This window comes from Salinilacihabitans rarus (genome assembly GCF_024296665.1).
Lineage (GTDB): Archaea > Halobacteriota > Halobacteria > Halobacteriales > Natrialbaceae > Salinilacihabitans > Salinilacihabitans rarus.
Genome location: NZ_CP100762.1, coordinates 2,537,567 through 2,559,876 on the forward strand (window position 1 = coordinate 2,537,567; position 22,310 = coordinate 2,559,876).

25 protein-coding genes and 1 tRNA gene are annotated in these 22,310 nt (G+C 70.3%); 11 read left to right on the plus strand and 15 right to left on the minus strand.

Going from position 1 to position 22,310, the window contains the following annotated elements; all coding sequences use genetic code 11:
* Positions 1-6: 6 nt before the first annotated feature.
* Positions 7-852 carry an NmrA/HSCARG family protein gene (locus NKG98_RS13260; RefSeq protein ID WP_254766396.1) on the plus strand — a complete coding sequence of 282 codons (846 nt, stop codon included), beginning with the start codon at positions 7-9 and terminating at the stop codon, positions 850-852.
* A 24-nt stretch (positions 853-876) separates the two neighbouring features.
* Here the strand turns inward: NKG98_RS13260 and NKG98_RS13265 are convergent, their stop codons facing one another.
* From NKG98_RS13265 to NKG98_RS13275, 3 genes are all read right to left on the minus strand, one after another.
* Positions 877-1,518 carry a rubrerythrin family protein gene (locus NKG98_RS13265; protein ID WP_254766397.1) on the minus strand — a complete coding sequence of 214 codons (642 nt, stop codon included), beginning with the start codon at positions 1,516-1,518 and terminating at the stop codon, positions 877-879.
* Between the two features lie 96 nt (positions 1,519-1,614).
* Positions 1,615-1,851, minus strand: a complete 237-nt coding sequence (locus NKG98_RS13270; RefSeq protein ID WP_254766398.1) for a hypothetical protein — start codon at positions 1,849-1,851, stop codon at positions 1,615-1,617.
* A gap of 178 nt (positions 1,852-2,029) precedes the next feature.
* Positions 2,030-2,908, minus strand: coding sequence for a sulfurtransferase (locus NKG98_RS13275; RefSeq protein ID WP_254766399.1), 879 nt, complete (start codon positions 2,906-2,908; stop codon positions 2,030-2,032).
* A 274-nt stretch (positions 2,909-3,182) separates the two neighbouring features.
* Here NKG98_RS13275 and NKG98_RS13280 point away from each other — a divergent pair, with 274 nt between their 5' ends.
* The gene (locus NKG98_RS13280; protein ID WP_254766400.1) at positions 3,183-3,977 is read left to right on the plus strand and encodes a sulfurtransferase; all 795 of its coding nucleotides are present in this window, start codon (positions 3,183-3,185) and stop codon (positions 3,975-3,977) included.
* Positions 3,978-3,981: 4 nt separating this feature from the next.
* Here NKG98_RS13280 and NKG98_RS13285 read toward each other — a convergent pair whose 3' ends face one another.
* Positions 3,982-5,400: a dihydrolipoyl dehydrogenase gene (locus NKG98_RS13285; RefSeq protein WP_254766401.1), complete on the minus strand. Its 1,419-nt coding sequence runs from the start codon at positions 5,398-5,400 to the stop codon at positions 3,982-3,984.
* Between the two features lie 45 nt (positions 5,401-5,445).
* Positions 5,446-5,658 (minus strand): type II toxin-antitoxin system HicB family antitoxin, encoded by a 213-nt coding sequence (locus tag NKG98_RS13290; protein ID WP_254766402.1) that lies wholly within the window; start codon positions 5,656-5,658, stop codon positions 5,446-5,448.
* Positions 5,659-5,792: 134 nt separating this feature from the next.
* Here NKG98_RS13290 and NKG98_RS13295 point away from each other — a divergent pair, with 134 nt between their 5' ends.
* Positions 5,793-7,181, plus strand: coding sequence for a signal recognition particle protein Srp54 (locus NKG98_RS13295; RefSeq protein ID WP_254766403.1), 1,389 nt, complete (start codon positions 5,793-5,795; stop codon positions 7,179-7,181).
* A gap of 274 nt (positions 7,182-7,455) precedes the next feature.
* Entirely contained in the window at positions 7,456-9,318 is a 1,863-nt protein-coding gene (locus NKG98_RS13300; protein ID WP_254769475.1) for a cation:proton antiporter domain-containing protein, read from the plus strand.
* A gap of 18 nt (positions 9,319-9,336) precedes the next feature.
* Here NKG98_RS13300 and NKG98_RS13305 read toward each other — a convergent pair whose 3' ends face one another.
* A complete protein-coding gene (locus NKG98_RS13305; RefSeq protein ID WP_254766404.1) occupies positions 9,337-9,750 on the minus strand; it encodes an RNA-binding domain-containing protein in 414 nt (137 codons plus the stop codon).
* Positions 9,747-10,316, minus strand: coding sequence for an AAA family ATPase (locus NKG98_RS13310; RefSeq protein ID WP_254766405.1), 570 nt, complete (start codon positions 10,314-10,316; stop codon positions 9,747-9,749). The genes NKG98_RS13305 and NKG98_RS13310 overlap by 4 nt, the downstream gene beginning before the upstream one ends.
* 111 nt (positions 10,317-10,427) lie before the next feature.
* On the opposite strand from NKG98_RS13310, the gene NKG98_RS13315 reads away from it, so the two are divergent.
* The 3 genes from NKG98_RS13315 to NKG98_RS13325 all read left to right on the plus strand — a co-directional run bounded on the left by NKG98_RS13315 (position 10,428) and on the right by NKG98_RS13325 (position 11,797).
* Positions 10,428-11,300, plus strand: coding sequence for a hypothetical protein (locus NKG98_RS13315; protein WP_254766406.1), 873 nt, complete (start codon positions 10,428-10,430; stop codon positions 11,298-11,300).
* A complete protein-coding gene (locus NKG98_RS13320; RefSeq protein WP_254766407.1) occupies positions 11,297-11,674 on the plus strand; it encodes a YccF domain-containing protein in 378 nt (125 codons plus the stop codon). Before NKG98_RS13315 ends, NKG98_RS13320 begins: the two co-directional genes overlap by 4 nt.
* Positions 11,675-11,722: 48 nt before the next feature.
* Positions 11,723-11,797: transfer RNA gene (locus NKG98_RS13325), tRNA-Arg, on the plus strand.
* 116 nt (positions 11,798-11,913) lie between these two features.
* Here NKG98_RS13325 and NKG98_RS13330 read toward each other — a convergent pair.
* Together NKG98_RS13330 and NKG98_RS13335 are read right to left on the minus strand one after the other, a co-directional pair.
* Positions 11,914-12,192 carry an Hsp20/alpha crystallin family protein gene (locus NKG98_RS13330; RefSeq protein ID WP_254766408.1) on the minus strand — a complete coding sequence of 93 codons (279 nt, stop codon included), beginning with the start codon at positions 12,190-12,192 and terminating at the stop codon, positions 11,914-11,916.
* Positions 12,193-12,304: 112 nt separating this feature from the next.
* Entirely contained in the window at positions 12,305-13,387 is a 1,083-nt protein-coding gene (locus tag NKG98_RS13335; RefSeq protein WP_254766409.1) for a glutamate--cysteine ligase family protein, read from the minus strand.
* An 84-nt stretch (positions 13,388-13,471) separates the two neighbouring features.
* Between NKG98_RS13335 and NKG98_RS13340 the strand changes: the two genes are divergently transcribed.
* Positions 13,472-13,684, plus strand: a complete 213-nt coding sequence (locus tag NKG98_RS13340; protein WP_254766410.1) for a hypothetical protein — start codon at positions 13,472-13,474, stop codon at positions 13,682-13,684.
* Positions 13,685-13,717: 33 nt separating this feature from the next.
* Here NKG98_RS13340 and NKG98_RS13345 read toward each other — a convergent pair whose 3' ends face one another.
* Positions 13,718-14,812 (minus strand): aminopeptidase, encoded by a 1,095-nt coding sequence (locus NKG98_RS13345; protein WP_254766411.1) that lies wholly within the window; start codon positions 14,810-14,812, stop codon positions 13,718-13,720.
* A gap of 56 nt (positions 14,813-14,868) precedes the next feature.
* A complete protein-coding gene (locus tag NKG98_RS13350; RefSeq protein WP_254766412.1) occupies positions 14,869-15,861 on the minus strand; it encodes a hypothetical protein in 993 nt (330 codons plus the stop codon).
* Positions 15,862-15,959: 98 nt separating this feature from the next.
* On the opposite strand from NKG98_RS13350, the gene NKG98_RS13355 reads away from it, so the two are divergent.
* Complete coding sequence (locus tag NKG98_RS13355; protein WP_254766413.1) at positions 15,960-16,979, plus strand: threonine aldolase family protein; 1,020 nt, start codon at positions 15,960-15,962, stop codon at positions 16,977-16,979.
* Positions 16,980-16,983: 4 nt separating this feature from the next.
* On the opposite strand, the gene NKG98_RS19015 is transcribed toward NKG98_RS13355, so the two are convergent.
* A complete protein-coding gene (locus tag NKG98_RS19015) occupies positions 16,984-17,115 on the minus strand; it encodes a DUF7859 family protein (protein WP_256558417.1) in 132 nt (43 codons plus the stop codon).
* A gap of 354 nt (positions 17,116-17,469) precedes the next feature.
* Positions 17,470-17,985 carry a metallophosphoesterase gene (locus tag NKG98_RS13360; RefSeq protein WP_254766414.1) on the minus strand — a complete coding sequence of 172 codons (516 nt, stop codon included), beginning with the start codon at positions 17,983-17,985 and terminating at the stop codon, positions 17,470-17,472.
* Positions 17,986-18,081: 96 nt separating this feature from the next.
* Between NKG98_RS13360 and NKG98_RS13365 the strand changes: the two genes are divergently transcribed.
* Positions 18,082-19,032 (plus strand): cation diffusion facilitator family transporter, encoded by a 951-nt coding sequence (locus tag NKG98_RS13365; protein ID WP_254766415.1) that lies wholly within the window; start codon positions 18,082-18,084, stop codon positions 19,030-19,032.
* Positions 19,033-19,053: 21 nt separating this feature from the next.
* Here the strand turns inward: NKG98_RS13365 and NKG98_RS13370 are convergent, their stop codons facing one another.
* Positions 19,054-19,473 carry a hypothetical protein gene (locus NKG98_RS13370; RefSeq protein ID WP_254766416.1) on the minus strand — a complete coding sequence of 140 codons (420 nt, stop codon included), beginning with the start codon at positions 19,471-19,473 and terminating at the stop codon, positions 19,054-19,056.
* Positions 19,474-19,607: 134 nt separating this feature from the next.
* Here NKG98_RS13370 and NKG98_RS13375 point away from each other — a divergent pair, with 134 nt between their 5' ends.
* Complete coding sequence (locus tag NKG98_RS13375; protein ID WP_254766417.1) at positions 19,608-21,776, plus strand: ATP-dependent DNA helicase; 2,169 nt, start codon at positions 19,608-19,610, stop codon at positions 21,774-21,776.
* 16 nt (positions 21,777-21,792) lie between these two features.
* Here NKG98_RS13375 and NKG98_RS13380 read toward each other — a convergent pair whose 3' ends face one another.
* Complete coding sequence (locus tag NKG98_RS13380) at positions 21,793-22,293, minus strand: 2'-5' RNA ligase family protein (RefSeq protein ID WP_254766418.1); 501 nt, start codon at positions 22,291-22,293, stop codon at positions 21,793-21,795.
* Positions 22,294-22,310: the final 17 nt, after the last annotated feature.

Below are 22,310 nucleotides of genomic sequence, written 5' to 3' on the forward strand. Positions count from 1 at the left end.
CCCGCCATGGCACCGGACGAGGTTCTCGTGATCGGATCGACCGGCACCCAGGGCGGGGCGGTCGCCCGCCACCTGCTCGACCGCGGGGTCGACGTGGACGCGCTCACGCGCGACACGGACGGTCCTGCCGCCCGCGACCTCGCCGAGCGCGGCGCCGAGGTCGTCGAGGGGAACATCGCCGAGAAAAATACGATCGAGCCGCTGATCGCGGACGCCGACGGCGTCTTCCTGATGACGAACTTCTGGGAACACGGCTACGACGACGAGGTCGATCAGGGGACGAACGTGGTCGACCTCGCCGACGAGGTCGGCGTCGACCACCTCGTCTTCTCGTCGGTCGGCGGCGCCGAGCGCGACACCGGCATCCCCCACTTCGACTCGAAGTTCGAGATCGAGGGGCTGATCGACGAGCGCGGCCTCCCCGCGACGGTCGTCCGGCCGGTCTTCTTCGCGCAGAACTTCGCGGGCTTTCGCGAGTCGATCGAGGACGGCACGCTGGCGATGGGGCTCGAACCGGGGACGCCGCTGCAGGTGCTCGACGTCGAGGACCTCGGGGCGTTCGTCGCCGAAGTCTTCGCCGACCCCGACCGGTACGTCGGCGAGGCGTTCGAACTCGCGAGCGACGAACTCACGCTGCGCGCGATGGCGGTGCGCTTTGCCGACGCGCTCGGGAGCGAGGTCCGCGCTCACCACCTGTCGATCGACGACGTTCGAGAGCACCAGGGCGAGGAGTACGCGGTGATGTTCGAGTGGTTCAACGAGGCCGGCTACGAGTCGCCGATCGACGAGTTGCAGGCCGACCACGACGTCGCGTTCAACCGGTTCGAGGAGTACCTCGAACGGGAGTGGTAGCGGCGGCCGCGGGCGACTCCCGGACTAACAGACCGGCTTCGGGTTCGCGCCCATCCCTTCGAGCGTCTCGACGTACTCGCCGTAGGCGGCCTCGATCGCACCCGTAGCAGCCTCCCGGGCGCGCTCCCAGTCCCCCTCGTCCTCGCAGACCGCGTCGAGCAGGTCGGTCGCGCGCTCGCGCTGGTCGTCGAGGTCGGCCTCGAACTCCCGGAAGAGCCCCGCAGTCTCCGGGTCGGCGTCGCCGACGAAGTAGCCGATCACCTGATCTTTCGAGCGCTCGCTGGCGAGGGTCCGCCCGACGAGCGCGCCGAGGCGCTCGACGGTGTCGTCGAGGTCCCGGAGGTACCCGTGCAGCGCCGGGAGGTCGGCCGCCGCCGGGTCGTGGTCGTCGACGCGCTCGGCGACGGTCTCGTAGTGGCCGCGCTCCTCCGTGGCGGTCGCCGCGAACGCCTCGCGGGCGCCGTCGTGGGTCTCGTCGTCGGCCCACGCCTCGAAGGTCTCCCGGGCGGCGTGCTCGGCGTCGGCGGTCGCCCGGAGGACGGGTCCGGCGTCGATCTCGCCCCCGGTGGCGGCGTACAGCGACTTGGACGACCCCAGTCGCGACAGGGCGGTGCGGTTCTCCTCGCGGACGGTCTCGACGAAACTCTCGGCGTCGGGATCGGTCATGGACGTTCGTTCGGGGAGGCCGGAAGTTAGGCCTATCGTCGTCGACAACGGCCAGTCCCGCGGTGGCGGGCGGCCCGCCGGACCCGGCCGGTCGAGCTAGCGGTCGCCGTCCCGTCGACTCTCCGCGTCGGGTCGGTCCGGGCTGACCAACCAGCCGAGAAACAGGACGATCGCACCGAGGAGGACGACCACCAGAAACAGTTCCGCGACGACTTGGAGCCCTCCGTAGCCGCCGTCGACGCTGATGAACCCCGCCGCGAGGACGACGATCGTCACCACGAGCAGTTGGTTCGTCGCCGTGCGACTCGAGAGCCACGAGTTCTCGTCGGCCATCGGTTCACCGCTCCGACGCGAACGCGGTAACGGTTCCGGTTCCCGTACACTGGGTTGGCCGGAGACGGTCGAGTCGGCACACGGGTCCCCTTCGGTCACCGCTCCGCTACGAGGACTCCTTCACTCCGTTCGGTCCCCCTCGCCTTTCTCCACGGGTCGGCTTCGCCTCCCCGTTCCGCTACGAGGCGTCGCTCTCCGCCTCGCCTTTCTCCACCGGCGCGTTGACGAGGTTCCCCCACTCGGTCCAGGACCCGTCGTAGTTGACGGCGTCCTCGTAGCCGAGCAGTTCGTGCAGGGCGAACCACGCGACCGAGGAGCGCTCGCCGATACGGCAGTAGGCGACGGTCGTCTCGTCGCCGTCGATGCCCTCGGCGGCGTAGAGTTCCTCGAGTTCCGCGCGGCTCTTGAAGGTGCCGTCGTCGTCGGTGACGGCGGCCCACGAGATGTTCTTCGCGCCGGGGATGTGGCCACCGCGCTGGGCGGTCTCCTGCAGGCCCGGCGGGGCGAGGATATCGCCGCGGTACTCCTCGGGCGAGCGGACGTCGACCAGCGGGACGCCGCGTTCGATGGCGTTCTCGACGTCCTCGCGGTAGGCGCGGACGCTCTCGCGCGGGCCGCCGGCCTCGTACTCGACTTCGGGGTACGCCGGCACTTCGTCGGTGGTCGGGTAGCCGTTCTCCACCCAGTACTCGCGGCCGCCGTCGAGCAGGCGGACGTCGTCGTGGCCGTAGTACGTGAACTGCCAGTAGGCGTAGGCGGCAAACCAGTTCGAGTTGTCGCCGTAGAGGACGACCGTCGAGTCGTCGTCGATCCCGTGGCTGCCCAGCAGGTCCTCGAAGGCCTCCTTGTCGAGGACGTCGCGGCGGGTCTGGTCCTGTAGCTGGGTCTCCCAGTTGAACCCGACCGCGCCGGGGGCGTGTTCCGCCTCGTAGGCCTCGGTGTCGACGTCGACCTCGATCAGCCGAAGGTCGGCGTCGTCGCTCCGGAACTCGTCGAGTCGCGCCTCGACCCAGTCGGCCGAGACGAGCACGTCGTTCGCGTAATCGTCGTCTTCCATGTGGCCCTCACTTGGGCGGAGCCCCGTTTAGCGGCTGGCCAACCGGCCAATTCGGTCGCCGCCGATCCATATCGGAAACGCTTGCCGCGACTCGTCCGGTCCGGCACCGCGAACGGCGCCGCCGCGGGCGCGGCGGGGCCGCTCGGCGGCGAAACGCGCCGCCGCGCCGCGACGCCGGCGCCGCCGGCCGGCAAACGTTGCCTCGGGCTCGGGACGGGAGAGAGACGTGCCGCCATCGACGCGCTGACGACCGTCGCGCCGAAGCGGGAGACCGATGGACGACTCCGTCGTCGTTTCGTTCGAGTGGCTCGCCGACCGCCTCGACGACCCGGAGGTGCGCGTCGTCGACGTACGCGACGGCTGGGAGTTCGAGGGGATCGGTCACCTGCCCGGCGCGGCGAACGTCCCGTTCGACCGGTTCCGGGACGACGGCGACGCCGACCGGGGGACGCTCCCCGGCGCGGACGCCTTCGCGGCCCTGCTCTCGGAGGCGGGGATCGAGCGCGGGGACACGCTCGTCGCCTACGATGACACCTTCGGCGTCTTCGCCGCGCGCTTTCTCGTCACCGCCCACGAGTACGGCCACCCCGACGTGCGACTGCTGGCGGGCGACTACAGCGCGTGGAGCCGCGAACGCGAGACGACCACGAACGCCCCCGCGTTCGAGTCGACGACGTACGAACCCGACCCGCTCGCGTCCGCGGAGAGCCCGCTGGTCGACCGCGCGGCGGTCGAGGACGCGATCGAGGAGGGCGCGTTGCCGGTCGACACTCGCGACCCCCGCGAGTTCGCGCAGGCCCATCTCCCCGGCGCGGTCCGCTTCGACTGGCGCGAGGTCGTCGACGAGGAGCGCCGCCGGCTGCGACCCCGCGAGGAGGTCCGCGACCTGCTCGCCGACAGCGGCATCGCGCCCGACCGCCGGATCGTCCTCTACTGCAACACGGCCCGGCGGATCAGCCACACCTTCGTCGTCCTGCGGTGGCTCGGCTTCGAGGACGTCGGCTTCTACGAGGGGAGCCTCGCCGAGTGGCTCGCGGCGGACGGCGCCGTCGAGACCGGCGGCGAGTAGGCCGTCAGCCGTTCGTCCCCCGCCAGTCCGGCGCCGTCGAGTACGACCGCGAGGAGAGGTCGTCGAACGCCTTCAGCACCACCTCGTTCAGCGCGGGGTGGACGTGGACCGCGTCGGCGACGGCGTCGACGGTGCCCGGCCCCGACTGGATCGTCACGGCGACCTCGTGGATCATCGTCGCCGCCTCCGGGCCGACGACGTGACAGCCGAGGATCTCGCCGCCGCCGGGTTCGGCGAGGACCTTCACGAAGCTCTCGTCCTCGCCGAGGATCAGGCCCTTCGGCGCCGCGTCGTAGGTGACGAGCGTCGACTCGTACTCGACGCCCGCCTCGGCGAGTTCGCCCTCGGTCTCCCCGACGCTTGCGACCTGCGGCGAGGTGAAGATGGCGTGGGGGACCCCCTCGTAGTCGACGGTCTCGCCGGCGTCGTCGAGGACGTTCGCGGCCACGACGCGGGACTCGTAGTCTGCGACGTGCTTGAACGGGTACGCCGCGAGGACGTCCCCGAGCGCCCACACCCCGTCGGCGGTCGTCGCGAGGCGTTCGTCGACCTCGACGTGGCCCCGGTCGTCGACCTCGACGCCGGCGTTCTCGGGGTCGAGCGTGTCGGTGTTCGGCCGCCGGCCGGCGGCGACGAGCAGCGCGTCGGCCGCCACCTCCGTCTCCTCGTCGTCGCCCGCCTCGACGGCCACGGCGACGCTCCCGTCGTCGCGTTCCCGCACGGCCCGGGCCTCGTGGCCCGCGTACACCTCGCAGTACCGGTCGATCGAGGCCGTCACGAGGTCGCTCACGTCGTCGTCCTCGCGGGGGACGAGGCGGTCGCTGCGGCCGACGATCGACACCTCGGTCCCCAGCGCGGCGAAGAAGTAGCCCAGTTCCGCGCCGATGTAGCCGCCGCCGACGATGGCGAGGCTATCGGGTCGCTCGTCGAGGTAGAGCGCGTCGTCGCTGGTGAGGTAGTCGACGTCGTCGAGGCCGTCGATCGGGGGCGCGACGGGCCGGGAGCCGACGGCGATCACCACGTCCTCGCCGCGGATCCGGTCGCCGCCGTCATCGAGTTCGACGGTGCGCTCGTCGACGAACCGGCCGGCGGTCCGGTAGCGGGTCACGCCGTCGGCGCGTTCGAGGGACTCGCGCTGGCGGTCGGCCCTGGCGTAGACGGTGTCGTGGACCGCCTCGGTGACGGCGCCGTACTCGACCCCGCGGAGGTCGGCGTCGATCCCGAACCGGTCGGCCCGGCGGATCTCGGAGACGAGGTCGGCGCGGTGGATGAGCGCCTTCGAGGGGACACAGCCCCGGGTGACGCAGGCGCCGCCGAGCGGGCCGGGTTCGAGGACGGCCGCCTCCAGCCCGCGGTCTGCCGCCGCGGTCGCGACCTGCGAGCCCGAACCGCCGCCGAGGACGACGATGTCGTACTCCTCCATGGCGGCGGTACGGTCCACGGGCGCCGGCTTATAACCCCGTCCGGCTCAGAGCCAGTCGTCCCCGCTTCCGGCGGTGCCCTCCTCGTACGTCGCGAGCACCGAGGCGAGGTTCTCGAGGGCCTCGTCCTCGCTGCCCCCCTGACTGGAAATGCCGGTGTCGTCGTCGGTCGCGACGTAGAGGCCGTCCTCGACCGTGACGGTGACGGCGTCGTCCTCGGCCAGTTCCTCCGCGGTCGGCTCGTCCGACGGATCGGTCATACGCGTCCGTATCGGCGGCGTCGTCAAATACCTGCTGACGGCGGCCGGCGACCGGTGGCCGGCGCCCTCGCCGGCGTCGACGGGAGAGCGGCCGAGAAAAAGCCTTTAACGCCGCCGCCCCGTAGCCCCGGTAAATGGTACTCGACGATCTCGGCAGTTCTCTGCGGGGCACCCTCGACAAACTCCGCGGGAAGTCCCGAATCTCCGAGGAGGACGTCGAGGAGGTCGTCAAGGAGATCCAACGCTCCCTGCTGTCGGCCGACGTCGACGTCTCGCTCGTGATGGAGCTGTCGGACAACATCAAGCACCGCGCGCTCGACGAGGAGCCGCCCGCCGGCACCCCGGCGCGTGACTTCGTCCTCCGCATCGTCTACGAGGAACTGGTCGACCTCATCGGCGAGTCGACCGAACTCCCCCTCGAAGAGCAGACGATCCTGCTCGCGGGCCTGCAGGGGTCGGGGAAGACCACCTCCGCGGCGAAGATGGCGTGGTGGTTCTCGACGAAGGGGCTGCGCCCGGCGGTCATCCAGACCGACACCTTCCGCCCCGGCGCCTACGATCAGGCCGAGCAGATGTGCGAACGGGCCGAGGTCGACTTCTACGGCGACCCCGACGCCGACGACCCGGTCCGGATCGCCCGCGACGGCCTCGAGGCGACCAGCGACGCCGAGGTCCACATCGTCGACACCGCGGGTCGTCACGCCCTAGAGGAGGACCTGATCGACGAGATCGAGGAGATCGAGGACGTCGTCGAGCCCGACACCTCGCTGCTCGTCCTCGACGCCGCGATCGGTCAGGGGGCGAAAGAGCAGGCCCAGCAGTTCGACGAGTCGATCGGCATCGACGGCGTCGTCATCACCAAACTCGACGGGACCGCGAAAGGTGGCGGCGCGCTCACCGCCGTCGACCAGACCGACTCCTCGATCGCGTTCCTCGGCACCGGCGAGGAGGTCGAGGACGTCGAGCGCTTCGAGCCCAACGGCTTCATCTCCCGGCTGCTGGGGATGGGCGATCTCGGCCAACTGGCCGAGCGCGTCGAGCGCGCGATGGAGCAGACCCAGATCGAGGAAGAGGACTGGGACCCCGAGGACATGCTTCAGGGCAACTTCACCCTGAACGACATGCAAAAACAGATGGAGGCGATGAACAACATGGGGCCGCTGGATCAGGTGCTCGACATGATTCCCGGCTTCGGCGGCGGGATCAAAGACCAGTTGCCCGACGACGCCATGGACGTCACCCAGGACCGGATGCGGAAGTTCCAGGTCATCATGGACTCGATGACCGACGCCGAGAAGGAGTACCCCCGCGCCGTCGGTGCCAGCCAGGTCGAGCGCATCGCCCGCGGGTCGGGCACCAGCGAGGAGGACGTCCGCGAACTGCTCCAGCAGTACAAGATGATGGAGCGTACCATCAAGCAGTTCCAGAACATGGGCTCGGAGAAGGAGATGCAGCGGATGATGAAGCAGATGCAGGGCGGCGGTGGCGGTGGCGGCATGGGCGGGATGGGGCCGTTCGGCTGACCGCGTTCGTTCGACCGTCGGACCGTACGCCGGCGCGTTCTATCCGGGTCCGGCCGGGTCCGAACCGTCGTCTCTCGCCGCTTAGATGCCGCTGTGCCGACCGCGGTACGCGACGCCCCGACCGACGGGACGTCGCGGTAACGAAAGACAGTAACGACTGACACACAGATATGGTGATGGGAATGCGGCTCACGCGACCTATTCGACCCGCGTCGACGGACCGGTGGGGGGTGCGATCGTGCTACTAACGACCGCGGACAGCGAGCCGAACCTGATGTTGATCGTCGCGGTCATCATCGTGCTCGGCGTCGCGTCCCAGGTGCTCGCGGACCGATACCGCGTGCCGAGTGTCCTGTTTCTGATCGTGGCGGGGATCGCGGTCGGGCCGAAGGGACTCGGCATCGTCACGAGCGAGTCGTTCGGCAGCGCGCTGTCGACCATCGTCGGGCTGAGCGTCGCGATCATCGTCTTCGAGGGGGCCTTTCACCTCCACGTCGACAAGCTCCGGGAGGCGCCGTCGGCGGCCTTCCGACTCGTTACGATCGGGGCGCTCATCTCGTTTCTCGGGACGGCGCTGGCCGTCAGGTTCCTCCTCGACGCCGACTGGGGGATCGCCCTCGTCGTCGGGGCGTTGCTCGTCGCGACCGGGCCGACGGTGATCACGCCAATCCTGAGCGTCGTTCCCGTCCGCCGACCGGTCGCGGCGGCACTGGAGACCGAAGGGATCGTCAACGACGTGACGGCCGCCATCCTCGCGGTCGTCGTCTTCAAGGCGCTTACCGCCCAGCAGATCGTGGCGGGCAGTTTCGTGAGCGCGTTCGCGGAACGGGTCGGCATCGGGCTCGGCGTCGGCATCCTGGTCGCCGCCGTCCTCTGGTACCTCATCACGTACGTGGACCTCTCGGCGAAGAACGCGCCGCAAAACGCTCGCCTGATCGCGCTGGCCGGCGCGATCGTCGCGTTCAGCGTCGCCGACACCATCGCCACGGAGGCCGGCGTCGCGGCGGTCGCCACCGCGGGCATCATCCTCGGAAACGCGGACCTCCCCTACGAGGAGGCCATCGAGGAGTTCAAGGGGGACATCACGCTGCTCGTCCTCTCGTTTATCTTCATCGCGCTGGCCGCGCTCATCGAGATCGAGACGCTGCTCGAACTGGGGCTCGGCGGCGTCGCGCTCGTGTTGGTGCTGACGCTCGTCCTCCGACCGTTGCTGGTCTTCGTCTCGACGACCGGCACCGTCTTCACGACCCGGGAGAAGCTGTTCGTCAGCCTCGTCGCCCCCCGCGGGATCATCCCCGCGTCGGTCGCGACGCTGTTTGCCATCGAACTCACGACCATCGCCGAGGAACAGGGGAACCCGGCGCTCGCGGCGCAGGCGGACATCCTGGCGGGGACGGTGTTCCTGGTCATCCTCGCGACGGTCGTCTTCCAGGGCGGTCTCGCAAGAAAGATTGCGGAGTACCTCGACGTACTTCCCATGCGCGTACTCGTCGTCGGCGGTGGCAAAGTCGGACGGTCGCTCGCCGAACGGCTCGGGGACCGCGGCGAAGACGTCGTCATCATCGAGAAAAACGAGGACATCGTCGAGCAGGCCCGCGCCGCGGGCTTTACGGTGGAGTGGGGCGACGGAACCGATTCGGAGATGCTCCGCAAGGTCGGCGCGGACGATGCGAAGACGGTCATCGCCGCGACGGGCAACGACGACGCGAACCTGCTCGTCTGTCAGCTGGCCAAATCGCAGTTCGACGTCGAGCGGGTCATCGCCCGGACGAACAATCCGAACAACGTCGAGCCGTTCGAGGAACTGGGCGTGCGGGCGATATCGGCCTCGGACGCCACCGCGTGGGCCATCAACAACGTCATCGAGCGGCCGGAGCTGTCGAACTGGATGACAGAACTCGGCCGGAGCGGCGACGTACAGGAGATCGAGATCACCGCGGAGGACCTCACCGGCAAGAGCATCGCGGAGCTAGACGGCGAACTTCCGAACGGCGTCCTCGTCGCGCTGGTCGGCCGCGACGGCGACACCCACGTCCCGGACGGTAGCTTCACGCTCGAATACGGCGATCACGTCACCTTCCTGGGGCGGACGGAGGCGGTCCGCGAGGCGGTCCAGCGGACCCACCCCCACGACTGAGCCGTCGACGCGGTCGACTCAGCCCTCGATCGGCCGCCCGTCCTCGGTCGGCGGGGCGACGTGGTCGACGTACTCCTCGACGCTCGGTTCGTCGACGCGGACGCGGACCGCGATGTCGCCGAGTTCGGCCGGTTCCCCGACCGCGAAGTTGACCCGGCCCTCGAACGCCGCCTGCTTCTTCAGCGCGAACGAGAAGGCGTCGCCCTCGCGGTTCGAGAAGAACTCGCCGCGGGCGGTGTCGAGGATCTCCTGACGGTGGAGCAGTTCCGAGAGGCGGTCGAGCGAGTGGGTCTCGCCCCGGATCTCGCCGTAGCTCTCCTCGATGTCGGCGTTGGGAAACAGGTTGGCGACGGCGTCGGCGACCCGCGCGGTCACCTCGGTGTCGGACACCGGCGCGGTGATCTCGACGTCGACGCGGTAGATCTCGGTCATGGTTCGAGTCGCTGGGGGTCGGTCCCCTCCCGGATGAGGGTCCGGATGCGGTCGTGAAACGCCGCGAGCGTGTCCGTGTTCTCGACGACGACGTCGGCCCGGTCCATCGCCTCGTCCATCCCGAAGCCACGCTCGCGGTCGTCGCGGGCGGCAAGTCCCTCGCCGCCGTCGTCCTCGCCGGCGTCGCGCCCGCGGCTCTCGACGCGCTCCCTGCGGACCTCGAAGGGCGCCTCGATGCTCACGAGCGTGAAGTCCTCGTCGAAGCGCTCCTCGAAGACGTCGACCTCGACGCCCGAGCGGATGCCGTCGACCAGCACCGTCTCGTGGTCGCGCAGTCGGTCCTCGATCATCGGGAGCGAGCGCTCGGCGATCGCCGCCGGGCCGTCCTCCTCGCGCAGCGCCTGGGCCACCGTCCCGTGATCCCTCGCGGGGTCGAGCCCGCGGTCTTTCGTCTCCTGACGGACGACGTCGCCCATCGTCACCACCGGGACGCCCTCCTCGCGCGCGACCGTCGCGGCCTCGCCCTTGCCGCTGCCCGGCAGGCCCACGGTTCCGATGACGTGCATCACCCCGTGATACAGGCGACGCGTGCATAAGGACTGTGTCTCGCGTTCGGGCCCGAACGGCGGGCGCCCGACACCGGAACGTCTATCTGGTGCGGTTCGCCGTGAACGAGTATGCCCTCCCCCGATCCGACCGACGACGACTCGTCGACGCGACGGACCCTCCTTCGCGGCGCGGCGGCCGCCGCGATCGGTTTTCCCGTCGCCGGCTGTCTGGATCGCCGCGAACCGAGCGACCCCGGGGCGGTCGAGGCGGTCGAACGGAGCGTCGAGGCGCTCGACGGCGTCGACGGCTACGAGTCGGAGCTGTCCGGTCGGCTGGCGGCGACCCACCGGGACGAGGACGTTCGCGCGACGCTGTCGGGGTATCGTCGGGTGAACGAACGCGAGCGTCTGGCTCGCGCGCGCGTCGATGCCGACGGCGACGTCGACGAATGGTACGACCGCGACGCCGACGAGTGGTACCTCGACGGGGACACGCTGTACCGTCGGTGCTCGTCCTCCTGGTTGGTGAACGTCGAAGACGCGTGGTATCCCGAGCAGGCGGTCGACTGGGAGGAGGCGACGCTGGCCGGGAGCCAGCGATCGCTCCTCGACATCTCCGCGGTGTACGACCGCGGGACCGACGCGCTGGACGGGCGGGAACTGCGGGTGATCGAGTTCGCGCCCGACGCGGACGCGTACGCGGACCTCGAACGAAACGGCGGCGTCGAGGACGCGACCGAGCCGTCGTCGGTCACGCTCACCCAGTGGCTGGACGAGGACGGCCGTCCCCGCCGGATCGAGTCCGACGTCGAGCGCTCCTCGCGGTTCGGGCCGACGATCCGGCAGGAGCAGCGCGAGGACGTCGCGTACGGGGCCGTCGACGTCGAGGTGCCCCCGCTCGTGGACGACGAGGACGAGTGTCCGCGGTCGTTCGACGTGCGATCGGTTCGGTCGCCGTCGATCAGTGGAATTATCCCCGCCGGCTGGCTTCCTCGGGTATGACACAGCGGTCCCTCCTCGTCCGGGCGATCTGGTTCGTCTTCGTCGGCTGGTGGCTGACGCCCGTCGTGGTCAACCTCGCGTGGGCGCTGAACGTGACGATCGTCCTGCTCCCGATCGGGATCAAACTCATCAACCTCGTCCCGACCGTCCTGACGCTGGCCGAACCGCGGTCGCTGACCGAACCGGATGCCACCCGCGGGCAGCCGTCGCTCGTCGTCCGTGCGATCTACTTCGTCCTCGTGGGCTGGTGGCTCAGCTGGTTCTGGGCGAACCTCGCCGCGTTGCTCGCGATCACGGTCGTCGGCCTCCCGGTCGCCATCTGGATGGCAAACCGCCTGCCGTACGTCACGTCGCTGTACCGGTTCCACGGCTGACGGAAATCCCTACCGCTTATACCGGTTGCCCGACCAACGTGTACGCGAGGGCACGTAGCTCAGTCTGGACAGAGCGTCGGACTTCTAATCCGATGGTCGTGGGTTCGAATCCCATCGTGCCCGCTGATTCCGTTGCGAGCAACGCGAGCAACGAATCGAGGATCGCGTGGGATTCGAATCAGGGAGCAGCTCGCTGCGACCGTGGTTCGAATCCCATCGTGCCCGCTCTTCCACGCCTCCTACTCCAGCCCCAGCGTGATCTCCACGACGCCGTTGTGGTAGACCGCCCGCCGGTCGTCGGTGAAGACGCGGTCCGTCGGCGGCTCGAACGAGCGCTCGTAGCGGCCGCCGTCGGGGCGGTCGAGGCGGACGTGGATGCGGCTCGGGCCGACGCGAAGCGAGAGGTCGTCGGCGGTCGCGGGCATGACGTCGAGGTGGATCACCAGTCGACCGGCGTCCGGGTCGTAGGTGCGGCGAACGGGCAGCGCGGTGCTTTCGGGGAGTAGCGGGGAAGCCACGGCGGGGAGTGGCGAGCCGAGTCGCAAGTAGTTCGGGGTGCACATCGACGGCGTACAAGTAGTCCTCGACCGCGACGGCGGGAGCCGCGGGCTCCGAACGCGGAGGCGCGAGTCAGGCGCGGACGGCCGTCCGTTCGAGGTCCGCTTCGAGCCAGCCGGCCGCCCGGAGCCGGAGCCGCCGCGCGCGGCGCCGCGAGAGCCGCCCGTCGGGCAGCCGGTCGCCCAGCGGGTCGAACCGCGAGGGGTCGAGGCCCAGCCGTTCGAGGTAGCGACACACCGCCGGATCGGCGGCGCCGTCGCGTATGGCCGCGTCGACGGTTCGTTCGACCGTCTCGAACGCCGGGAGCCCGACCCGGCCGTCGTCGTCGGTGCCGTCGCCGCCGGGGTCGACGACGGTCCCGCGGGCCTCGGCGCGGGCGACGACCGCGCGTACCTGCCCTGCGAGTTCGAGCAGCTGGCTCGGCAACGCGGCGTCCGGCGAGCGCCACTCGACGGTCGGGACCGCCTCGCGCAGCCGGACGGGCGTCCAGACGGCCTCGTAGGGGTCGTACTCCCGGTCGAACGCCGACTCGTCGACGCCGCGGGCGAGTGCCGTCTCGCGGAAGCGGTCGAACGCCTCCCGCAGGCGGGCGTCCCACTCCGCGACGCTATCGACGTACGACCAGAGCTGTCCCTGTTCGGGGAAGCCGCCGTAACAGCTCCGCCGGTAGAGGTACGGGCGGGCACACGCCAGCAGCCGCTCGCCGCGGTGGTGGGCGGCGCTGGCGACGAGCGCGAACGCCGGGTCGAGCGCCGTCAGCGCGTTGAGCTGGTCGACGACGTTCGACCGTTCGAGGTGGACGTGCGTCCCGGCACAAAAGCGGGCGTCGCCGAACGCCGGGCCGAGGATCCGCCGCTGCAGCGCCGTGCTCTCGGACTCGCGGTACGGAAGCTCCGACGGCGCGGCGGAAAGCGGGGTCGCCAGCGGGACGAGGCGCCTGTCGTGCTCGCGGGCGCGGTCGACGACGCGGCCGAGTCGTCCGAGCAGGTCCGCGCGGAGTTCCGACGCCGACTCACACGGCGTGGTCTTGATCTCGATCATCGGCTCGACGAACTCGGGGTCGACCTGCTCCGAGACGTCGAGGAGGGGGTCGGCGGAGACGAGGTCGCCGTCGTCGTCGACGACCCAGTACTCCACCTCGAGGCTGGTTTTCATGGGTGTTCCGTGCGTGGCCGGGTTTCGTCGCCGCGCCGCGGTCGGATTCGACGGTGTCGGCTACCCGGGTCCGACGTGAGGCGCTTGAGCCTGCGCCTGCCGGCTTCGACCGGGATTTCGACGGGAGAGGAAGAAATCGGACCGACGGCCGGTTGGGGCCTCGAAGCCGTCCTCGAACCGGAACGTGCCGTCGCGCTGGACGACCTCGCCGTCGACCTCGATGACCGAGTCGCTCCGACCTTTTTCCGCTCGGGTGACTCACTTCGTTCGCCACCGCTCGCGCAAAAACGTCGATGAAAAAGCCGCGACTCGCTGCGCTCGCCGCGGTCGCTACTCCTCGAAACCGTCCTCGAACCGGAACGTGCCGTCGCGCTGGACGACCTCGCCGTCGACCTCGATGACCGAGTCCTCGCTCATGTCGACGATCATGTCGACGTGGACCGCGCTGTCGTTTTGCTCGTTGCCCTCGCCGACGGTCTCGTCGTAGGCGCGGCCGACCGCCATGTGGACGGTGTCGCCCATCTTCTCGTCGAACAGCATGTTGTACGTGAACTGGTCGATGTCGCGGTTCATCCCGATGCCGAGTTCGCCGATCCGGCGGGCGCCGTCGTCGGTGTTCAGGACCTCGGTCAGCAGATCCTCGTTCTTCTCGGCGGCGTGGTCGACGACGGTGCCGTCCTCGAATTCGAGGTAGACGTCCGTGATCTCCCGGCCCTGGTGGTACAGCGGCATGTCGAACAGCACCTCGCCCTCGACGCTGTCGGGGACGGGCGCGGTGAACACCTCGCCGCCGGGGAGGTTGTGCTCGCCGTGGTCGTTGATCGTACGGTTGCCCGCGACGGACATCGTGAGGTCCGTCGCGTCGCCGCTTTCGATCCGGACCTCGTCTGCGGGGTCCAGAATCTCGACCATCTGCCCCTGGTGTTCGCGCACGGCCGCCCAGTCCTTGTTGACGGCGTCCCAGACGAAGTTCTCGTAGGCCTCGGTGCTCATCTCCGCCAACTGGGCGTTCGCGGGCGCGGGATACTGCGTGAGACACCACCGCGTCGAGAGCCGCTCGTCCAGAATGGGGCGGTGGGCCTGCTGGTAGGCGGCGCTGGTTTCGGGGGCGACGTCGCTGGTCTGGGTGACGTTGTCGCTCGCGCGGATGGCGATGTAGACGTCGGTCTCCTCGATGAGCGCGAGTTCGTGTGCGGGCGTCTCGAACTCGTCGTCCGCGGCGCGAAGGTAGGCTCGCTGTTGCCGTTTGCCGGTGCGCTGGCTCGTCGTCACCGGGTTCGCGCCGACGTCGCCGATCACCTCGTGGAGCGCGACGACGAGGTCCTCGGCGACCGGGTGGGCGTCGATCACGACGTTGTCGCCCGCCTGCAGGTCGACGGAGTGGTTCGCGATGATCTCGGCGTGCTCACGGATGCGTGGGTCCATACCGGGCAGATTCCCCCAGCGGGCGCATACCGTTTTCGGATCGAAACGGGTCCCGCTCAGTCGCGCGCCGGTCCGGGTCGCGTCCGGGACCCCGTCGCTCCGCGGCCGCCGTCGACGAGGTCCTGCACGAGCGACACCGTCGCCGCCGTCAGGACGAGTCCCAGCGGCGTCGCCGCGAGGAGCGCGAGGACGAACCCCGCCGGACCGGCGCTGACGGCGACCGACAGCGCGATCGAGGCGCCGGCCGCGACGAGGACGTGTCCGAGGGCGAACCGGAAGTACGGCCCGCCCTCGACGGCGAACCCGTACGACCGCCGGAACGACTCGACCACTCCCGCGTCGTCGACGACGATCAGGAAGGGGGCGGCGTAGAAGAGGTAGCCCAACACCACGGCCGCGGGGAGCGCCAGCACGAGCAACGGCGGCGCGACCACGAGCACGGGAACGAGCGCGAGGATCGCCGCGAAGACGACGAGATAGTAGGCGAAGAGCCGCGGCGCGTAGGCGACGACGCACGCGGCTATCGACGCCGGGTCGCGGCGAAGCCGTCGATCGATGCCGCCGAGGTAGCCCGCCGCGACCGCCGCCGCGAGCGCCGCGTACGCGAGGACGACGGCGCCGATCCAGACCGTCGCCGCGGCGCCGACCGCGTCGAGGGGCAACGCGACGGTCTCGAACGGCGTCTCGATCGTGACGTCGAGGCCGCTCGACGCGGTCGTCCCGGACGGGCCGCCGATCGGCGGTCCCGTTCCCGGCCCGATGTCCGGGGGTCCGGACGGTTCCGGCGGGTCGACGAGCGACCAGAGGTGGAACAGCGGGGTCGGGAACGCGAACTCGACGTTGATCGAGAACCCGCGCGCGGACGGGTCGAGGGCCCGCCGGACGCTCTCGAACTCGAACAGCGACAGCGCGACGGGCACCAGCGCGAACGGGACGAGGTCGTCGAAGCGGTCGGTGACCCGCGAGACGTGCCGCGAGAACGTCGGGGACGACCGCTCGCCGGCGCCGTCCGGCGGGTCGGAGTCGGCGGGATCGGGTGCGGGGACCATACGGCCTCGCACAAACGACACCGAGTTGAACGTTTCGCTCCGCGCGGCGGCCCGCCGCGGTCGTCGCCTATTTGGTCCGCGGCCGGCTACCCCTCGTCATGATCGACCTGCGCTCGGACACGGTGACGAAACCCGACGAGGAGATGCGCGAGGCCGCCCGCACCGCCGCGGTCGGCGACGACGTCTACGGCGAGGACCCCACGGTGAACGAACTCGAAACCCGTGCGGCCGAGGCCGTCGGGATGGAGGCCGCGCTGTACGTGCCCAGCGGGACGATGGGCAACCAGATCGCCGCCTGCGTCCACACCGAGCGCGGTCAGGAGGTGCTGGCCGACAGGAAGAGCCACGTCGTGAAGTACGAACTCGGCGGGCTGGCCCAGCACGCCGGGTTGCAGGTGCGGATGCTCGACGCCGACCCGCGGGGGGCGCCGACGCCCGAACAGGTCGCCGCGGGCTACGTCGAGGCGGACCTCCACCGCCCCGGAACGGGCCTGCTCTGTCTCGAAAACACTCACAACGCCCGCGGCGGTCTCGCGATCGACCCCGAGCGGATCGCCGCGGCCGCCGAGGCGGCCCGCGAGCGCGACGTCCCGGTCCACCTCGACGGCGCGCGGGTGTTCAACGCCGCGACGGCGCTTGACGTGCCCGTCACCGAGATCACCGACCACGTCGACTCGGTGATGTTCTGCCTCTCGAAGGGCCTCGGCGCGCCCGTCGGTTCGATGCTCGCCGGCGACGAGGCGTTCGTCGAGCGCGCCCGCCGGACCCGAAAGCTGTTCGGCGGCGGGATGCGACAGGCCGGCATCGTCGCCGGTCCCGGCCTCCGCGCGCTCGAGAACGTCGACGACCTCGCGACCGACCACGAGAACGCCCGGGTCCTCGCCGCGGGCCTCGACGACGTCGACGGTCTCTCGGTCCAGGAGCCGGAGACGAACATCGTCCTCGCGGACGTCTCGGGGACCGGCCTCGACGTCGAGGCCGTCCTCGACCGCCTGCGCGAGCGCGAGGTGCTCGCGACGCAGTTCGGGCCGACGACGGTCCGCTTCTGTACCCACCGCGACGTGAACCGCGCCGACGTCGAGGCGGCGGTCGACCGCGTGGCCGCAACGCTCCCCTGACCCCCTACCGTCCCTCCATCCCCTCGCGGAACTCGAGGATCGTCCGCCGGAGCAGGAGGTACGAGAAGAAGACCAGCGAGAGCAGGATCAGGACGATCGCGATGATGACCGGATCGTCGGGGAGGAATTCCAGCATGGGAGGCGGATACACGGTCGGAGCGCAAAACCGTTTCGACCGCCCTCGCGGCCGACGACGGCGAACGCGACCGTCCGCGATCCCGTCGCCGGGGCGTCGTCTGACGCGTCTGACGTAGCTAAAACCGTTCTTTCACCTTACGGTGACTATTTTTCGTCCCGTGCCGTACGTCGAAATGCGCCGCGGCCCTCGCCCCGACCGCCCCCGGGGTGAGACCGCGGACGCCGCCCCGTCCCCGCGGCCCGCCGATCGGGTCGTCGTCAGCCCCCTCTGACCGCCCTCCGTCCGATCGACGACCGGATCCCCCTCTCCGCGTTCGGGTCTCCACCCGAACCGTCCCCCCTGACCGCTTCGTTACAGGTCGAACGACTCGACGACCGTCCCGTCCGGTTCGAGCACTCGCCCGCGTACGACGTCGCTCCCGTCCTCGCTCTCGCGTTCGAGCACGGCAAAGCCCGGTCGGTTGCCCCGCGGCCGGGCGTGGCTCCCGGGGTTGCACAGCACGACGTCGCCGGCGTCGACGACCGTCGGCCGGTGGGTGTGTCCCGAGACGACGAGGTCCGCCTCCCGCGCGCGGCCGAACAACGCGAGCGCCGTCTCGCCGCCGTCGCGGCGGTGAGTGACCGCCAGCCGGACCCCCTCGGCCTCGACGACCCGCTCGGCCGGGAGGCGGTCGCGGACCGCCATCGCGTCGGCGTTGCCGTGGACCGCGTACAGCCGGCCGGCGACGTCCCGGAACGCGTCGAGCGCCGCGACGCTCGTGAAGTCGCCGGCGTGGACGACGGCGTCGGCCTCGCGTGCGGCGGCGAGCGCCTCACCTTCGAGTTCGTGGCCGGTGCCGCTGTGGGTGTCCGAGAAGATGGCGAGCATGGTGGCGGCTACGACCGCGGCCGGAAGGGGTCTTTCGGATCTAACCGCGTCGCGGCCGGCCCATGCTTTTATCGACCCCGTCCGTACCGGCCGACGATGGCCAGTAGCAAGTCCGTCGTGATCGCCGCGCTGTTCGCGAACGGCGCGATCGCCGTGTTGAAGTTCGTGGGATATCTGCTCACCCTCAGCCCGGCGATGCTCTCCGAGACGTACCACTCGATCTCGGACACGGGCAACCAGATCTTCCTGCTGATCGGGATCCGGTACGGCGCTCAGGAGGCGGACCGGACCCACCCGTTCGGCTACGGCAAGGCACAGTTCTTCTACAGTTTCCTCGTCAGCGTGATGCTGTTCGGCATCGCCGGCTGGGAGAGCGCGAAACACGGCTACGACGCGCTCGTCCACGGCGCCGGACACGTCGCGAGCGGATCGACGCCGGTGCTCCCGATCGTCGGCGTCGTCGACGCCGTCTACGTCAACTACGCCGTGCTCGTCGGCGCGATCCTCTTCGAGACGTACGCGTTCAAGAAGGCCTACGAGGGGATCACGCGTCAGATGGACGAACACGGCTGGGAGACGTTCCGCGAGGCGTTCGCGAAGACCAGCGACGTGACGACGCTGACCGCGCTCACCGAGGACACGATCGCGCTCGCTGGTGCGGGGATCGCGCTGTTCGGCGTCTACCTCTCCCGGGTGACGGGTAACGGCGTCTACGACGCCACCTCCGCCCTGCTCATCGGCGTCATGCTGATGGGGTTCGCCGTCGCGCTCGCCTGGGAGAACAAGCGCCTGCTGCTCGGTGAGAGCCTCCCCGCGGCCGACGAGCGAGCGCTTCGCCGGATCGTCGCCGGCGCCGACGGCGTCCGCGAGGTCGTCGACTTCCGGACCGTCTACTTCGGCCCCGAGGAGTTGCTCGTGACCACGGACGTCGCGTTCGACCCCGCGCTCGACGCAGCGGAGATCGACCGCCGGGTCACGGCGATCGAGCGCGAACTGGCCACGCGCGACGAACAGGTGCGGCGCGTCTACGTCGAGCCCGAAACCTGATCGGCCGGCGCCCCGCGGCGCTCACTCGGGCCCGTCGCCTCCCGCGTCGTGGACCGCGGCCACGGTCTCGCCCGGCGGTCGGTCCGCGAGCACCGCCGAGACGGTCGCCCCGTCGAGGTCGACTTCGGAGTCGAGGACCTCGCGGTCGTCGCCGGCGACGACCGCCACCGCGACGTCGGTCGGACTCGCGCCCGGCGGAAGCTTCGAGGGGTCGTACGCGAGTTCGATCCGGAGCGCCTCGACCCCCGCGAGGCCGTCGAGGCCGACGAGGTCGACCGGCGGCGACAGCGCGCCGGGCGGCGGGTCGGCGTCGCTCGCCTCGACGGCGAACGCCTCGGGGACGACGCCGGCGACGACCGAGACGCGGGCGTCGACCGCGTCGGCCTCGCGTTCGAGTTCGACCTCCGCGACGTCGTCGGGGTCGTAGCCGGGAATCGTCATGCGGGCACGTAGGGCGACGGTCGCCGTAGTTCTGGCGCGTGCCAACGCCAGCCGTGGGCCGGCGCCGGCGGCGCGGGACCCCCGCCCCCGGCCGAGACGAACGCTTTTATCGGATGCGGGACCAATCACGTACCGTGTCCGAAGCCGCCGGGTACATGCGCTTTTTCCCGTACGACCAGCCGTACGAGAACCAGCGCGAGGCGATGGACCGCATCCACAACGCGCTCTCGCGCGGTCAGGACGTCCTCTTCGAGGGCGCCTGCGGGACCGGCAAGACCCTCTCGGCGCTCGTCCCCGCGCTCGAGGTGGCCCGCGAGCAGGACAAGACGGTCGTCATCACGACGAACGTCCACCAGCAGATGCGCCAGTTCGTCGCCGAGGCCCGCGCGATCACCCGGCGGGAACCGATCCGCGCGGTCGTCTTCAAGGGGAAGTCGTCGATGTGTCACGTCGACGTCGGCTACGAGGAGTGTCAGGCGCTGCGGGACAACACCCGCGCGCTCGTCGACGCCGAGCGCGACCGCCGGCAACTGGAGCGGCGCCAGCGCGAACTGCTCGCGGAGAGTCGGGACGGCGACGGTTCGGCCGCCGACGCCCGCAGCGCGGTGATGGACGAACTCGACGACCTCGAGGAGCGAATCGAGGAGTTAGAGGAGGCCAACGTCTGTACACACTACCGGAACAACCTCACCGGGGACACCGACGACTTCTTCGGCTGGCTGTTCGACGACGTCCGCACCCCCGAGGAGATCTACGAGCACGCCGACGAGCGGGAGTTCTGCGGCTACGAACTGCTCAAGGAGGGGATCGAGGGCGTCGACCTCGTCGTCTGTAACTACCACCACCTGCTCGATTCGACGATCCGCGAGCAGTTCTTCCGGTGGCTCGGCCGCGACCCCGAGGACGTCATCGCGGTGTTCGACGAGGCCCACAACGTCGAGGACGCCGCCCGCGAGCACGCCACCCGCACCTGCTCGGAGCGAACCTTCGAGTCGGCGCTGGACGAACTCGCCGAGAGCGACGACCCGCGCGCCGAGGACGCCGCGAACGTGCTCTCGGCGTTTCACCGCGCGCTCGTCGAGACCTACGAGGAGTCCTTCGGCTTCGGCGAGCGCGAGCGGGTCGACGAGAACTGGACGGACGTCCCCATCGCCAACGAGGACCGCCGGGACGACCTCACCCTCGAGTTCCTGCAGCGGTACTCGGGCCACGGGATCGAGGACGACCTCGAAGCCGCGACGGAACTCGGCCGGAAACTCGACGAACGGTACGAGGAGGCCTACCGCGAGGGCGAGACCGCGACGCGCACGGAGTGTCAGACCCTGCAGGCCGCGACGTTCGTGGGCGCGTGGCTGGACGACGGGGCCAAGGAGGGGCTGTACCCCGTCGTCTCGGTCACCAGAGACGCCGGCACCGACGAGGTCTACGGCCGGGCCGAGCTCTACACCTGCCTCCCGCGACGGGTCACCGGACGGCTCTTCGAGGAGGTCTACGCCGCGGTGCTGATGAGCGCGACCCTCCAGCCGTTCGAGGTCACCGAGGACGTCCTCGGCCTCGAGAAGCCGGTGACGATGGCCTACGGCCTGGGGTTCCCCGAGGAGCGCCGGCGCACCTACGCGGTCGAGACGCCGCCGCTGTTCGCCTCGGCGCGCGACGACCCCGAGGTCCAGAACGTCGTCGCCGAGACCATCCGCGACGCGGTCCGGATGACCCCCGGTAACACGCTCGCCTTCTTCCCGAACTACGGCGAGGCGAGCCGGTACGCCGACCGCCTCGACGGTTGCGGGTCGACGGTCTACCTCGACGAACCCGGCACGCCGGTCGAGGACCTGCGCCGGGAGTTCGTCGCCGACGACGACGGCGTCCTGCTGACGTCGCTGTGGGGCACCCTCGCGGAGGGGGTGAGCTTCGACGCCGACGACGCCCACACGGTGCTCGTCGTCGGCGTCCCCTACCCGCACCTGGACGACCGCGCGGAGGCGGTCCAGGAGGCCTACGACGCCGCGTTCGACGGCACCGACACGGGCTGGCGCTACGCCGTCGAGATCCCGACGGTCCGCAAGACGAGGCAGGCGCTCGGGCGGGTGATCCGCTCGCCCGAGGACGTCGGCGTGCGCGCGCTGCTCGACCGCCGCTACTCGCGGGCCGCGAAGGCCGACCTCGGGAAGTACAGCGTCAACGGCACCTTCCCCCACGAGGAGCGCGAGGAACTGATCGACGTCGACCCCGAGAAGCTCAAGTTCGCGATGCTCAACTTCTACGCGGACCACGACGCCTACGACGGCGAGCCACCGGCGCCGTAGCCGGCGAGCGACGGGGTCAGGCCGGCAGCGGCACCCGACTCACCGGTAGCCGGTACGAGCCGTCGAAGAACTCGAGTTCGCTCACCGTCCACTGGACGGGTTCGATCTCCCGGTCGGCCAGCCGGCGGGCGGTCTCGAGGTCGCCGCCGCGGGCGAGGGTGACGTGGGGGACGTAGTCCGGCCCTTCGAGGCCCTCGACGGGGTCGAAGGAGTTCGCGAGGGCGGCGTGGATCGACTCGAGGCCGGGGCTCTCGACGGCGAGGTAGACGACGGGCGCGCTCCCCAGCGGCGGGTCGGCGAAGTAGTCGATGCCCGTGACCCGCGCCTCGACGGCGGGGGTGCGTTCGAGGGCGCGGTGGGTCCGCTGTTGTAACTGGGAGACGTGGTCGGCCTCGCCGAGGCGTTTGAGCAGCAGCGAGTGCTCCTCGCGGACGGTGTCGAAGCCGAGCAGGGTCGGGTGGAGTTCGTCGGCGAGTCGGCGGACGCGGCCGGGGACCGGGACGTTGACGCTGTACACTCGCCCCGACGTACGGC

Excerpts from the sequence above, each read along its gene's own strand:
- NKG98_RS13335 (WP_254766409.1), bottom strand. The coding sequence starts at position 13,387 with ATGAAAACCAGCCTCGAGGTGGAGTACTGGGTCGTCGACGACGACGGC.
- NKG98_RS13295 (WP_254766403.1), top strand. The coding sequence starts at position 5,793 with ATGGTACTCGACGATCTCGGCAGTTCTCTGCGGGGCACCCTCGACAAA.
- NKG98_RS13310 (WP_254766405.1), bottom strand. The coding sequence starts at position 10,316 with ATGCACGTCATCGGAACCGTGGGCCTGCCGGGCAGCGGCAAGGGCGAG.
- NKG98_RS13305 (WP_254766404.1), bottom strand. The coding sequence starts at position 9,750 with ATGACCGAGATCTACCGCGTCGACGTCGAGATCACCGCGCCGGTGTCC.
- NKG98_RS13360 (WP_254766414.1), bottom strand. The coding sequence starts at position 17,985 with ATGCTCGCCATCTTCTCGGACACCCACAGCGGCACCGGCCACGAACTC.
- NKG98_RS13350 (WP_254766412.1), bottom strand. The coding sequence starts at position 15,861 with ATGGTCCCCGCACCCGATCCCGCCGACTCCGACCCGCCGGACGGCGCC.
- NKG98_RS13285 (WP_254766401.1), bottom strand. The coding sequence starts at position 5,400 with ATGGAGGAGTACGACATCGTCGTCCTCGGCGGCGGTTCGGGCTCGCAG.
- NKG98_RS13280 (WP_254766400.1), top strand. The coding sequence starts at position 3,183 with ATGGACGACTCCGTCGTCGTTTCGTTCGAGTGGCTCGCCGACCGCCTC.
- NKG98_RS13290 (WP_254766402.1), bottom strand. The coding sequence starts at position 5,658 with ATGACCGATCCGTCGGACGAGCCGACCGCGGAGGAACTGGCCGAGGAC.
- NKG98_RS13275 (WP_254766399.1), bottom strand. The coding sequence starts at position 2,908 with ATGGAAGACGACGATTACGCGAACGACGTGCTCGTCTCGGCCGACTGG.
- NKG98_RS13260 (WP_254766396.1), top strand. The coding sequence starts at position 7 with ATGGCACCGGACGAGGTTCTCGTGATCGGATCGACCGGCACCCAGGGC.
- NKG98_RS13355 (WP_254766413.1), top strand. The coding sequence starts at position 15,960 with ATGATCGACCTGCGCTCGGACACGGTGACGAAACCCGACGAGGAGATG.
- NKG98_RS13365 (WP_254766415.1), top strand. The coding sequence starts at position 18,082 with ATGGCCAGTAGCAAGTCCGTCGTGATCGCCGCGCTGTTCGCGAACGGC.
- NKG98_RS13270 (WP_254766398.1), bottom strand. The coding sequence starts at position 1,851 with ATGGCCGACGAGAACTCGTGGCTCTCGAGTCGCACGGCGACGAACCAA.
- NKG98_RS13300 (WP_254769475.1), top strand. The coding sequence starts at position 7,456 with ATGTTGATCGTCGCGGTCATCATCGTGCTCGGCGTCGCGTCCCAGGTG.
- NKG98_RS13370 (WP_254766416.1), bottom strand. The coding sequence starts at position 19,473 with ATGACGATTCCCGGCTACGACCCCGACGACGTCGCGGAGGTCGAACTC.
- NKG98_RS13345 (WP_254766411.1), bottom strand. The coding sequence starts at position 14,812 with ATGGACCCACGCATCCGTGAGCACGCCGAGATCATCGCGAACCACTCC.
- NKG98_RS13315 (WP_254766406.1), top strand. The coding sequence starts at position 10,428 with ATGCCCTCCCCCGATCCGACCGACGACGACTCGTCGACGCGACGGACC.
- NKG98_RS13265 (WP_254766397.1), bottom strand. The coding sequence starts at position 1,518 with ATGACCGATCCCGACGCCGAGAGTTTCGTCGAGACCGTCCGCGAGGAG.
- NKG98_RS13320 (WP_254766407.1), top strand. The coding sequence starts at position 11,297 with ATGACACAGCGGTCCCTCCTCGTCCGGGCGATCTGGTTCGTCTTCGTC.
- NKG98_RS19015 (WP_256558417.1), bottom strand. The coding sequence starts at position 17,115 with ATGCTGGAATTCCTCCCCGACGATCCGGTCATCATCGCGATCGTCCTG.